13 protein-coding genes and 1 pseudogene are annotated in these 11,584 nt (G+C 71.7%); 5 read left to right on the forward strand and 9 right to left on the reverse strand.

The annotated features are described in order from the left end of the window. Positions 1 to 29: 29 nt before the first annotated feature. From BFF76_RS02255 to BFF76_RS02275, 5 genes are read right to left on the reverse strand one after another with little or no spacing between them, the layout of a single operon-like run. Positions 30 to 1,283 (reverse strand): ABC transporter substrate-binding protein, encoded by a 1,254-nt coding sequence (locus tag BFF76_RS02255; RefSeq protein WP_065846959.1) that lies wholly within the window; start codon positions 1,281 to 1,283, stop codon positions 30 to 32. Then, positions 1,280 to 2,404, reverse strand: a complete 1,125-nt coding sequence (locus tag BFF76_RS02260; protein WP_065846961.1) for a branched-chain amino acid ABC transporter permease — start codon at positions 2,402 to 2,404, stop codon at positions 1,280 to 1,282. The genes BFF76_RS02255 and BFF76_RS02260 overlap by 4 nt, the downstream gene beginning before the upstream one ends. Continuing rightward, positions 2,397 to 3,287, reverse strand: a complete 891-nt coding sequence (locus BFF76_RS02265) for a branched-chain amino acid ABC transporter permease (protein ID WP_065846963.1) — start codon at positions 3,285 to 3,287, stop codon at positions 2,397 to 2,399. The genes BFF76_RS02260 and BFF76_RS02265 overlap by 8 nt, the downstream gene beginning before the upstream one ends. Continuing rightward, complete coding sequence (locus tag BFF76_RS02270) at positions 3,284 to 4,069, reverse strand: ABC transporter ATP-binding protein (protein ID WP_065846965.1); 786 nt, start codon at positions 4,067 to 4,069, stop codon at positions 3,284 to 3,286. The genes BFF76_RS02265 and BFF76_RS02270 overlap by 4 nt, the downstream gene beginning before the upstream one ends. Further along, positions 4,057 to 4,854, reverse strand: coding sequence for an ABC transporter ATP-binding protein (locus BFF76_RS02275; RefSeq protein WP_065846967.1), 798 nt, complete (start codon positions 4,852 to 4,854; stop codon positions 4,057 to 4,059). The genes BFF76_RS02270 and BFF76_RS02275 overlap by 13 nt, the downstream gene beginning before the upstream one ends. Positions 4,855 to 5,070: 216 nt before the next feature. Between BFF76_RS02275 and BFF76_RS34365 the strand changes: the two genes are divergently transcribed. After that, on the forward strand, positions 5,071 to 5,793 hold the full coding sequence (locus BFF76_RS34365; protein ID WP_031089705.1) for a PucR family transcriptional regulator: 723 nt from the start codon (positions 5,071 to 5,073) through the stop codon (positions 5,791 to 5,793). Between the two features lie 62 nt (positions 5,794 to 5,855). Here the strand turns inward: BFF76_RS34365 and BFF76_RS02285 are convergent, their stop codons facing one another. Next, complete coding sequence (locus tag BFF76_RS02285; RefSeq protein ID WP_065846970.1) at positions 5,856 to 6,971, reverse strand: glycerate kinase; 1,116 nt, start codon at positions 6,969 to 6,971, stop codon at positions 5,856 to 5,858. Between the two features lie 131 nt (positions 6,972 to 7,102). On the opposite strand from BFF76_RS02285, the gene BFF76_RS02290 reads away from it, so the two are divergent. Further along, positions 7,103 to 7,597 carry an NUDIX domain-containing protein gene (locus BFF76_RS02290; protein WP_065846972.1) on the forward strand — a complete coding sequence of 165 codons (495 nt, stop codon included), beginning with the start codon at positions 7,103 to 7,105 and terminating at the stop codon, positions 7,595 to 7,597. Positions 7,598 to 7,601: 4 nt separating this feature from the next. Here the strand turns inward: BFF76_RS02290 and BFF76_RS02295 are convergent, their stop codons facing one another. Further along, positions 7,602 to 7,802 (reverse strand): type II toxin-antitoxin system VapB family antitoxin, encoded by a 201-nt coding sequence (locus BFF76_RS02295; protein WP_031089700.1) that lies wholly within the window; start codon positions 7,800 to 7,802, stop codon positions 7,602 to 7,604. Positions 7,803 to 7,872: 70 nt separating this feature from the next. On the opposite strand from BFF76_RS02295, the gene BFF76_RS02300 reads away from it, so the two are divergent. Beyond that, positions 7,873 to 8,601 (forward strand): SIR2 family NAD-dependent protein deacylase, encoded by a 729-nt coding sequence (locus BFF76_RS02300; protein WP_031089698.1) that lies wholly within the window; start codon positions 7,873 to 7,875, stop codon positions 8,599 to 8,601. A gap of 48 nt (positions 8,602 to 8,649) precedes the next feature. Here BFF76_RS02300 and BFF76_RS02305 read toward each other — a convergent pair whose 3' ends face one another. Further along, the gene (locus BFF76_RS02305) at positions 8,650 to 9,507 is read right to left on the reverse strand and encodes a glycoside hydrolase family 16 protein (protein WP_065846974.1); all 858 of its coding nucleotides are present in this window, start codon (positions 9,505 to 9,507) and stop codon (positions 8,650 to 8,652) included. A 128-nt stretch (positions 9,508 to 9,635) separates the two neighbouring features. On the opposite strand from BFF76_RS02305, the pseudogene BFF76_RS30860 reads away from it, so the two are divergent. After that, a pseudogene (locus tag BFF76_RS30860) lies at positions 9,636 to 10,145 on the forward strand (RNA-guided endonuclease TnpB family protein); the annotation flags it as partial. Between the two features lie 151 nt (positions 10,146 to 10,296). On the opposite strand, the gene BFF76_RS02315 reads toward BFF76_RS30860, so the two are convergent. Beyond that, positions 10,297 to 10,707 (reverse strand): hypothetical protein, encoded by a 411-nt coding sequence (locus BFF76_RS02315; protein ID WP_053930783.1) that lies wholly within the window; start codon positions 10,705 to 10,707, stop codon positions 10,297 to 10,299. A 317-nt stretch (positions 10,708 to 11,024) separates the two neighbouring features. Between BFF76_RS02315 and BFF76_RS02320 the strand changes: the two genes are divergently transcribed. After that, a partial coding sequence (locus BFF76_RS02320; protein ID WP_065846977.1) for a TMEM165/GDT1 family protein occupies positions 11,025 to 11,584 on the forward strand: 560 nt, incomplete at its 3' end.

Here is an 11,584-nt window from a genome sequence, read left to right on the forward strand (position 1 = left end):
GCCCGTCGCTGTTGCGGGGTGGAGGCAGGTCAGGGCTTGATCGCGAAGGACTCGGCGGCCGGGGCCACCTCGGCCGGGCGGACCACCTCGAGGCCACCGGGGGCCTTGGCGTCCGGCTTCATGACGATGGTCTGCCGGGTGGAGGGCGCCGACGGGTCGGTGAAGTCGTGGGAGATCCCGAAGTCGCCGCCGAAGTCCTTGATGGTGAGCAGGGCCTTGTCGACCCCCTCGCGGGTCAGGTCCTTGGACTCGCAGGCCGCCTTCAGCGCCTCGCCGAAGACGGATGCCGCGTTGTATCCGGCGACGACCCCGTTGTCGAGGCCGTCCTTCGGGTACTTGGCCGCGTAGGCCTTCGCGAGCTTCGCCGGTCCCTCCGCCGCGTCACCGATGGGCAGGGTGGAGGCACCGATGTAGTAGTCCTTCTGCAGGGCCTTGCCCGCCTGGGTGGCCAGGAGCTGCGGGGCGTAGGCCGAGTTGTTGCCGACGACCGGGACGTCGAAGCCCGTGGCGGCGGCGACACCGACGAGGGAGGCCGCCTGGCGCGGCCCCGCGCTGACGACGACCGCCTTCACGCCGGCCTGCTTGAGCGCGGAGACCTGGGCGGTCATGTCGTTGTCGGTCGGCTTGATCTTCTGTTCGACGACGGTGAGGCCCGCTTCCTTCGCCGCGTGCTTCGAGCCGGCCAGCGCGTTCTCGCCGTAGTCGCCCTCGAAGTAGACATGACCGATCCTGTCGCCCTTGGCGATGCGCTTCTCGGCGAGCAGGAAGTCGATCAGGTTGATCGTCTCGACGTCGTACGTGGCCCCGATGACGCGGACGTACTTGGACCCGACCAGGCTCGCCGACCAGGCCTGGGGCAGGACGATCCCCTTGTCCTGGCCGTCGATCCGCGACTCGACGGCGGCGACGAACGGGGAGCCGATGAACTGGGTGAAGCCGAGCACGTCGGGTTCGAGCTCGGTGTAGGCGCCGATGGCCTTCTGCGGGTCGTATCCGTGGTCACGGACGGTGAGTTCGATCTGCCGGTCGCAGATGCCGCCCGCCTTGTTGGTCTCCTCCACCCAGAGCTGCTGGGCCTGTGTCACGCTCTTGCCCAGCGAGGCGTACACGCCGGTCATGTCGGTCAGGGCACCGAGGGTGATCTTCGACTCGGTGACGCCCTCACCGGTCTTGACGCCGCTCTTGTCCGCGGCGCCGTCGTCCGACGTCTTCGCCTTCTCGCTGCATCCCGCGAGGGTGAGGGTGAGAGCCGCTACGACGGCTCCGACAACACGTAGCTTCATTTCTTCTTCTCCCCTGGAGTCTTCAGACGCGCAATGCCGCCGGGCAGGAACAGGACGACCGCGACGACCGCGGCGCCGTACAGATAGCGGGACGCCTCGCCCGGTGCGATGCCGCCCGTACCGGGGGCGGACACGAGGGGGAGGGAGTCGCTGTAGTGGGTGAGCACCTGCGGGAGCAGTGACACGAACGCGGCGCCGATGACGGCTCCCGCGACGCTGCCCAGTCCGCCGATGACGATCATGGCGAGGTATTCGAGGGACAGGATCATGCCGAAGTACTCGGGCACGGTCCGCTGGAAGACCAGCGCGAGCAGGACGCCCGCGAGGCCCGCGTACATCGAGGACAGGACGAAGACACCGGCCCGGTACCTGGCCACCGGCACCCCCATGACGCCGGCGGCGATCCGGTGGTCCCGGATGGCGTTGAGCGCCCGGCCGGGCCTGCCCCGGAGCACCCCGCGGGCGAAGAGCCCGCCGGCCAGGAGGGCCGCCAGCCCCAGGTACCAGAGCTTCTCGGACGACTGGAAGGGCACGGCGGCCACGACCACTTCGGCGTCGTCGAAGGTGAACCCGAAGAGTGAGAGGGGCGGGACGGGGCGGCCGTTGAAGCCACCGGTGAGCGAGCCCGCGTTGAACAGCACGTGCTGGCCGATGAAGATCAGCGCGAGCGTGGCGATACCGAGGTAGGCACCGCTCAGCCGCCCCGCGATGGGGCTGAAGAGCCCGCCCGCTGCTCCCGCCAGGAGCACGGCCAGGACCGCCGCGAGCCAGGTGGGCAGGCCGAGACCGGTGATGACGTGCCCGTTCTCCGCGCTGCTCTCGCCCCCCAGGATGCAGTAGCCGTACGCGCCCACCGCGAGGAAGAAGGCGTGCCCCATGGAGAGCTGGCCGGTGGAACCGGTGAGCAGGTTGAGCCCGATGGCCCCGATCGCGGCGGCCATCGCGAACAGCCCGGCCTGGAGCCAGAACCGGTCCAGGTAGAACGGGAGGAGGAGAAGCAGGACCGAGCCGGCGAACCAGAGGTACGGGGCGGGCCTGCGCAGCCTGGCGGTGAACGACGCCCCGGTGGCGGTGGTCGCGGCGGGGGACGGCGCGACGGCGTCCTGGGTGGCCTCAGACACGGGACAGCTCCTTCGTACCGAAGAGTCCCGCCGGCCGGACGAGCAGGACGACCACCATCACCAGATACGGCGCCAGATCACCGATGCCGCGTCCGAGGAAGGAGAGGTCGCTCTGGTAGCCGGTGGCGAGCGACTCGGTGACCCCGACGACGAGCCCCCCGACGAGGGCGCCTGTCGTCGAGTCGAGGCCGCCGAGGATCGCGGCGGGGAACGCCTTGAGCGCGGCGAGCGATGTGGCGCGTTCCAGGCCGGGGGTCGGGAACACGGTCAGGAAGAGAGCGGCGACGGCGGCGAGTGCTCCGGCGACCGCCCAGGCGGACAGCGAGACCCGGCCCAGCCGGATGCCCATCAGAGCGGCGGTCTGCGGGTTCTCGGCCGCGGCCCGCATGGAGACACCCCACGAGGTGAAGCGGAAGGCGAGCAGGAACACCGTGATGAGCAGCCCCGCGACGAGGAACGCCGCGATGCGGGTCTCGGCGAGGGTGACGCCCCCGACGGTGACGACGTCGTCGCCCCACGGGTCGCCGAGCGACATGACGTCCGTCCCCATACGCCGGACGAGTTCGGTGGTGAGGAGGATGTCGACACCGATGGTGACGATGGCCAGGACGCTCTGGTCACTCCCCCGGTAGCGGCGCATCACGAAGAACTCGACCGCCGAACCGACGACCGCCGCGCCCGCGATCCCGACGCCGAGCGCCGGCCAGAAGCCGATGTCGTCGTGGAGTACGGCGGTGACGTAACCGCCGGCCAGGAGCAGCGAGGCGTGCGCGAAGTTGACGACCTCGGTCGCCTTGAAGATGACGACGAAGCCCAGGGCGATCAGTGCGTAGACCGAGCCTATGGACAGGCCGCCGAGGAGGAGTTCGATGAAGGTGGTCATTCCTGTGCCCCCAGGTAGGCCTGCACGACGGCCGGGTCGTTCTGCACCTCGGAGGGCGTACCACCGGCGATCCTGCGTCCGAAGTCGAGTACGGTCACGGCGTCCGCGAGCCGCATCACCACCCCCATGTCGTGTTCGACCATGACGATCGAGATGCCGAGGCTGTCGCGCACACCGGCGACGACGGCCGCGGTGCGGCGGCGCTCGTCGGCTGTCATGCCGGCGATGGGCTCGTCCAGGAGCAGGATCTCGGGCTCCATGCACAGGGCGCGGCCGAGTTCGACGAGCTTCTGCTTGCCGTACGGGAGGGCGCCGGCGGGGAAGTCGAGTTCCTTGTCCAGGCCGATGAACTCGGCGATCTCACGCACCCGTTCGAGATGGCCGCGGGCTTCACGGGTGGCGGAGGGAAGTCTCAGCCCTGAGGCCACGAACCCGGCGCGGGTGAGCCGGTGCCGGCCGAGCAGGAGGCTTTCGGCGACGGTGGCGTGCGGCGGCAGGGCCAGGTTCTGGAAGGTGCGGGCGATGCCGAGGCCGGCGATCCTGTGCGGGGCGAGCCCGGTGAGTTCGGTGTCGCCGAGGTGGACGCTGCCCGAGGTGGCGCGGTAGACGCCGGAGAGCACGTTGAAGGTGGTGGACTTGCCCGCGCCGTTGGGTCCGATGACGGCGTGCACGCTGCCCGGCTCGACGGTGAAGGACACCGCGTCGAGGGCGGTGAGCCCTGCGAAGCGCACGGTCACGTCGCGTACGGCGAGGGGGGCCGGGGCTGCCGTCACGCCGACCACCTGCTCAGGGTGCGGGTGAAACCTTCCGCCCGTGCCGCGTCCTCTGCGGCCGTCTCGTCGACGACGCCGAGGTAGCGGCGGCGTACCTCGTCCGAGGCCGCGAGCTCGTCGGCGGGGCCGTCGAGTGCGACCTCGCCCACGTCCAGGACGTACGCGGTGGAGGCGAGCCGCAGCGCGATGGCCGCGTTCTGCTCGACGAGCATGACGGAGGTCCCGCTCGCGTTGATCTCCTGGATCGTCTCGGCGATCTTCGCCGCCATCAGCGGGGCGAGGCCGAGGGAGGGCTCGTCCAGCAGCAGCAGGCGGGGGGCGGCCATCAGGGCCCGGCCCATCGCCAGCATCTGCTGCTCGCCGCCGGACAGCAGCCCGGCCCGCTGGTGCGCGCGCTGGGAGAGTACGGGGAACAGCTCGTGCACGCGGTGGAGGGCGGCGGCCGCCGCTCTGCGTCCGCCGCGTGCCCCGAGGGCGCCCGCCCGGAGGTTGTCCGCCACCGTCATCCGGGCGAACACCTGCCGTCCTTCCGGTACCTGGATCACTCCTGCCGCCACCACCTGGGCGGGGCGGAGACCGTCCAGGGGCCGGCCGTCGAAGCGGATGGTGCCCGTGCCCGTGCCGCGGTGGAAGCCGAGGGTCCGCGATACGGCCCGCAGCAGCGTGGTCTTGCCGGCGCCGTTGCCGCCGAGTACGGCGGTGATCGCGCCGGCCGGCACGTCGACGGAGACGTCGCGCAGTGCCCGTACCGGGCCGTAGCCCACGGACAGTCCGCGGATCTCGAGCGTTGCCATGCGTCCTCCTCCTTCCGACTGGTCGTTGTGGTGCCACAGACCAGCAGCGGGCGGAGCGCGCGTCCACGGCCCGGGGCGCAATCGCTGCGGGTGACCAGTCTTCGCAGGGCCTGGTTGTGCGGGTGCACAGAGGGAGGCCAGGCGCCGCCGTCCCCGGCGGGGCCGGTGGCATCCTCACCAGCCATGGGCGGCTCGGCTGCGGAACGGAGCGAAGACATGCGGCGGCGCGGTGACGAGCGGGGCCGGGCACTGCTCGACGCCCTGCTGGAGGGCCGTTCGGAGCCGGGGCTCGCGGCGCGCGCGGCGAGCGGTCTGGACCTGCCGGAACACGGCCGCTACGCGGTGGCCGTGCTGCGCTCGGCCGGGGACGGGCCGACGGGCGTGGCGACGGAGACGGACGGGCTGCGTTTTCTGAGGCGGAGGCACGGGGGCCGCGAGACCGTCGTCGTCGCGCTGGGTGACCGGGATCCGGCGGTGCTCGCCGCGTTGCTGGCGCGGTGGTGCCCGGGCCCCGGCGGAATCGGCCCGGTGACCGACGGCCTGGCCGGGCTGGGGGCGGCGCGGCGGCTGGCCGAGGTGGCGCTGCTGACCTGTCCGCCGGGCACGACGGAGATCGTACGGCTGGAGGAGCGGCTGCCGGCGGCGCTGGTGGTGAGCCAGCCGGAGCTGTCGGCCCGGCTGGTCGCGGATGTCCTGGGCCCGCTCCTCGCGCTGGACCCGGCGGACCGGGCACTGCTGGTGCGGACGCTGGAGGCGTGGCTGGAGTGCGGGGGGTCGGCGGGCAGGGCGGCGGGGCGGCTGTACTGCCACCGCAACACCGTGCTGAACCGCCTGCGACGGCTGGAGCGGCTGACCTCGCGGTCGCTGTCACGGCCCCGCGAACTGATCGAGATGATGCTGGCTCTGGACGCGTTCAGGCTGTCGGCACCGCAGGCGTGAGGGAGCCGGCGGCCCGCCGCCGTGAGGGGGAGCCCGACGGGCAGCCCCCTCACGGCGGTGCGTCAGGACAGGAAGTCGCGGGCGATCGCCTCGGCCGCGCGTTCCAGCAGGGGTCCTGCCTGCGCCATGCAGACGGCGGGGTCCGGCTCCAGGTCCGTCAGGGCGTAGGCCCGGCGGATACCGGCCCGGTCCAGCGCTTCCTGCGGAAGGGCCAGGCGTCCGCATACGGCGACGACCTCCACCCCGGCCTCGCGGGCGGCGGCCGCGACACCCGCCGGGGCCTTGCCGTGCAGGGTCTGCTCGTCGAGCGAACCCTCCCCGGTGACGACGAGCGTGGCACGGGCCAGCGCGGGGGCGAAGCCCAGAACGTCGAGCATCACCTCGATGCCGGGCCGGAAGCGTGCCCCCAGCGCGACCAGTGCGCCGTAGCCGATCCCTCCGGCGGCGCCGGCTCCGGGCAGCTCCGCCGTCTCAGGTCCCAGCACGGACGCGTAGTGCGCCAGCGCCGCGTCGAGGACCGCGATGTCGTCCTCGGTGGCACCCTTCTGCCGTCCGTAGACCTCGGGAGCTCCCTTGGGACCGGTCAGGGGGTTGTCCACGTCGCTGGCCAGGATCAGGTCGATGTCCGCGAGCCGGGGGTCGAGCCCCGACAGGTCGGCCTCGGCCAGTCCGGCGAGCGCGCCCCCGCCGGGGCCGACGGGCTTGCCCTCGCCGTCCAGGAAGCGCGCCCCGAGCGCGGCGAGCATGCCCGCGCCGCCGTCCGTGGTGGCGCTGCCGCCGACGCCGAACACGATCGTCCGGGCACCCGCGTCGAGAGCCGCCGCGAGGAGTTCCCCGGAGCCGTACGTACTCGCCGTGAGCGGGGCGAACTCCCCCGCGGGCAGGCGCTGGAGGCCGGAGGCCTCGGCCATCTCGACCACGGCGGTGGTGTCGCGCACCGCGTACGCCGCCGTGACCGGGGTCCCCAGCGGCCCGGTCACCCGCGCCTCGCGGCGCTCGAATCCGGCGGCCACCGCAGCCGCGACCGTGCCGTCGCCGCCGTCCGCGACGGGCAGGGTCTCGACCCGCACCCCGGGTACGACGCTCCGCAGCCCGGCCGTCACCCGCTCCGCGACCTGCACGGCCGTGAGCGAGCCCTTGAACTTGTCCGCCGCCACGAGCACGTGGGGGGTCTCCATCACTGCTCCGTCCGTCACCTTGTATCCCTCTGCTTTCGAACAGGCAGTCGCGCCGCCCCGACCCTATCCGGGCCGCCCCTGATCTGCCCATGGCTGTCCGAAACCACGTGCGCGGCCCCTACGCTGCCCCTGTGACCACCTCTGAATACGCCACCTACATCGCGGGCCTGCCCAAAGTCCTGGCCGCGGCCGCCACCCTCTTCCGGGACCAGCGGGGACGGGTCCTGCTCGTCGAGCCGAACTACCGGGAGGGCTGGGCGCTGCCCGGCGGCACCATCGAGTCGGGCGAAGGCGAGAGTCCCCGGCAGGCGGCACGCCGCGAGACGGCGGAGGAGATCGGTCTCGACCTGGAGCCGGGCCGGCTGCTCGCGGTCGACTGGGCGCGCGGTGCGGCCCGTCCGCCGATCGTCGCCTACGTCTACGACGGCGGTGTGCTGGACCAGGGGCAGTTCGAGGCGATCCGGATCCAGGAGGACGAGCTCCTGTCCTGGCGGCTGGTGGACCGCGCCGAGCTCGCCGGGTACCTGCCCGGCCGGCTCGCTCGGCGTATCGGTGCGGCGCTGGAGGTGCTGGACTCCGGCGCGGGAGCGGCCGAGTTGGAGGACGGCGTACGGGTCTCTGGGTGAGGGATCAGCCCTGCGGATCCTGCGGCCTGGCGTCGGCCTCCCTCCGCGCGTCGTCCTGCGCGGCGGCCCGCGCCTCGGTGCGGTGGCCACGCGCGATGTAGTCGCGCACGACGAGTTCCACCGCGTCCTGCGGACTTCCGACGCCCGCGAGCACCATGACTTCCACGACGAGTTCCGCGTCCAGACTGACGTTGACCTTGGCCATGGCCCGGACCCTATGGGGTGCCGGCGGAAATGTCATCGCGGCGGGACAGGAGCGTCAGTAGGCTCGGATCATGACTCTCGTCGCGATCCTCAGCGGCGCCGGCGTCTCCACCGACTCCGGCATCCCCGACTACCGCGGTCCGCAGGGCCTCTGGCGGAAGGATCCGGAGGCGGAGAAGCTCGTCACGTACGACTTCTACATGGCGGATCCGGAGATCCGGCGCCGTTCCTGGCAGATGCGCCGCACCAGCTCGGCCTGGAACGCCGAGCCGAACGCCGCCCATCGTGCGGTGGCCGCGCTCGAGCGGTCCGGCACCCCGGTCCGCGTGATCACCCAGAACGTGGACGGACTGCACCAGTTGGCCGGGCTGTCCGCCCGCAAGGTCGTCGAGCTCCACGGCACGGCACACGAGGTGGTCTGCACCCGCTGCCACGCCCGGTCGGCCATGGCGGACGCCCTGGCCCGGGTCGAGGCGGGCGAGGCCGATCCGCCGTGCTCCGTATGCGGCGGCATCCTGAAGTCGGCGACGGTGATGTTCGGCGAGCGCCTCGATCCGCAGGTGCTGGCCGAGGCGATGGCGATCACCAAGGCGAGCCAGGTCTTCATCGCGGTGGGTACGACGCTCCAGGTGCAGCCCGCGGCCTCGCTGGCGGGGATCGCGGTGGAGCACGGGGCCCGGCTGATCGTGGTGAACGCCGAGCCGACCCCGTACGACGAGCTGGCCGAGGAGACGGTGCGCGAGCCCATCGGCACGGCGCTGCCCGCACTGCTGGAGCGGCTGACCACGGACGTGGCCTGAGGGGCCCTCACCGAGCTCCCGATGACGTGACCGGTCCTGCCGGACCGGTCACGCGCTGCCCTCGCCGTAGAAGCGCACGTAGTCGACCGTCATCGTCGCGGGGGACGGCGTCGATGTGTCCGGAGGGCCGGGCCAGTCGCCTCCGACGGCGACATTGAGCAACAGGTGCATGTCCTGTTCGAAGACCCAGTCGCGTGGTGCGGGCAGCATCGGCGGAGTCAGCGTGAAGTAGGACTTTCCGTCGACGGACCAGGTGATGCGGTGCGGTTGTTTGTCGACGGCGTAGGTGTGGAACGCCTGGGACGCGTCGGCCGCGAGGGTGGTGGAGCCGTCGATCCCGTTCTCGTTGAAGTAGGTCGGCCCGTGCGCGGTGCCGTACACCGTCCGCGGTTCTCCGCCGACGACCTCGCAGATGTCGATCTCCCCCTGCCCGGGCCACTCGACTCCGTTGTCACCCAGCATCCAGATCGCCGGCAGCAGTCCCGTGCCGGTGGGCATCTTCGCGCGGATCTCCACGCGCCCACGGGCGAGCGCGACTTTCCCCTCGGTGGTCAGGCGGGCCGACGTCCATGGGCAGAACTCCTGCGTGTGGCACGGGAGCCTGGATCCGGCGGGTGCCGGCCGCGCCGAGATCGCGAGGTGGCCCGCGCCGTCGAGAGCGGAGTTCTCGGCCTCGTCCGTGTAGTACTGCAGTTCGTTGTTGCCCCACCCCTCGGCGTCCCGGTTCCCGGTCTCGGTGGTCCAGAACCTCTCCGGCGGGCGGGTGGCCGCTGGTCCCCCGAACTCTGCCTGCCAGAAAGGCCGTTCGGCGGAAGGAGGCGATGGCCGGCCATCCGGGGCGGACACGCATGCGGTCAGCAGTCCGCCCAGCGCCAGCACGACTGCCAGGCGGGTACGTCGGTTCATCTTTTCCTCCTGTGTGGATGTGGGGGAGGAAACACCGCCCCTGCGGAGGAGGGCAGTGGGCGGGGTTTCGCCGCAAGGGCGAAAGGCCGTGCCGTAACCCTCAGGGAAATCATGCGCAGGCAGCGGAGCTCACCAAGGCCCGGTTGAAGGCCGCGAAGGTGTATGCCCGGATCGCCGACCGGCGCCGGGATCACCTGCACAAGCTGTCAACTCGACTCGTGCGTGAGAACCAAACGCTCGTCATCGAAGACCTGACCGTGCGGAACATGATCAAGAACCGCTCTCCGGCCCGCGCGATCTCCGATGCGTCGTGGGCCGAGTTCCGGTTGATGCTGGAGTACAAAGCTGACTGGTACGGGCGGGACCTCGTGGTCGTTGACCGGTTCTTCCCCTCGTCGAAGCTGTGCTCGGCGTGCGGCACCCTCCAGCAGAGGATGCCGCTGAACGTCCGCACCTGGACATGTGCGTGCGGTGTCACTCACGACCGTGACGTGAACGCCGCGAAGAATCTTCTGGCCGCCGGACTGGCGGTTACTGCCTGTGGAGCTGGTGTAAGACCCCAACGGCGAACGCCGGGCGGGCAGCCGGTGGTGAAGCAGGAAACCCGGCGGGCGACCGCTGGAATCCCCTCCCACTAGGGAGGGGAGGAAGTCAACGTGCTGCTCCTGAGAAGTAGTCGAATCGGGAGTCGTGCACGGAAGCGCGGGGCGCGGTCCGTCTCGCCGCCCGCGCGCGGGCCGGGCGTGGAACCGCCGGGCGGGCGCGGTTCCGCGGCCGCCCCCGGGGTCCTCACGGCCCCTCGCCCTCCAGTCCGGCGCGGATGCGGCGGGACGGGCTGAACGCGTACAGGTCCAGGATCTCCGGCGGGTCCGCCAGGCCGGGCCCGCCCTCCCCCGCCCATGCGGCGATGTCGGCGACGGCGTGCGGATCGTTGACCAGCCCGAGCCACACGGGGCGGCCGCCCGCGCGGCGCCCCTCGGCCGAGGGCTGTACGACGATGACGTTGCCGTGCTCGCACGCGTCCAGGCACTCCACCGCGCGCACGGTGGCGGATCCGCCGACGGCCCGCCGCAGCTCCGCGAGCTGCCCGGCGTGGTCGACACCGGGGATCTTCGGGGTGCCGCAGCAGCAGCCACGGCAGACGCTCACGGTGGGCCGGGACGGTCCGGGACCCGTGGCCTTGTGCGGTCGGCGGCTCATGCGGGGGCACTCCCGGGGGTGGCACGGATGATCACCGTAGGACTGTACCGAGCCGCTTCCCAGCAGCTCGGGTGAGGTATCGTTGACGGCTGCGAAGGGGAGTAGCCCCGCAAACCGGTCGTCGACATACTGGAGCCCTCGGGTTCCCGGTGGCCGGGCTCGTAGATCCTTACGGGTGGGCGAGACCTTCGGTCAGGTATGACACGCCCGCGCCCTGCGGGCGCTGCCGTCATGCCGGGCCGAGTGGTCCTCCGGAGAAGCCCGAGTGGCGCTTCGCGAACGGCCCGGGGCCCGGCTCGTACAGAAAGCCACCCGGAATGCATCTCGACCTCCTGGCGATCCTCACCGCCTTCGGGCTGATCTTCCTCGCGGAGCTCCCCGACAAGACGATGTTCGCCTCGCTGGCCATGGGCACCCGCATGCGCCCGCTCTACGTCTGGTTCGGCACCTCGTCGGCCTTCATCGTGCACGTCGCCATCGCGGTCGGGGCGGGCGGGCTGATCGGCCTGCTGCCCGACTGGACCGTCAAGCTGGTCTCGGCGGCCCTCTTCGCGTTCGGCGCGTTCATGCTGCTGCGCAGTGGTGGCGGTGACGACGACGAGGACGAGGAGATCAAGACCGTCACCGGGTTCTGGCCGGTCTACTCGACGGCGTTCATGGCGGTGTTCATCAGCGAGTGGGGCGACCTGACCCAGATCACCACCGCGAACCTGGCCGCGAGCAACGGCGCCTGGTCCACGGCCATCGGGTCGGCGATCGCCCTCATGTCGGTGTCCGCGCTGGCGCTGCTGGCGGGGCGGTTCATCGCGAAGCGGGTGCCGCTCAAGACCGTGCAGCGCATCGGCGGTCTGTGCATGCTCGGTCTGGCGATCTGGTC

The organism is Streptomyces mutomycini (assembly GCF_001700505.1).
Classification (GTDB): domain Bacteria; phylum Actinomycetota; class Actinomycetes; order Streptomycetales; family Streptomycetaceae; genus Streptomyces; species Streptomyces mutomycini.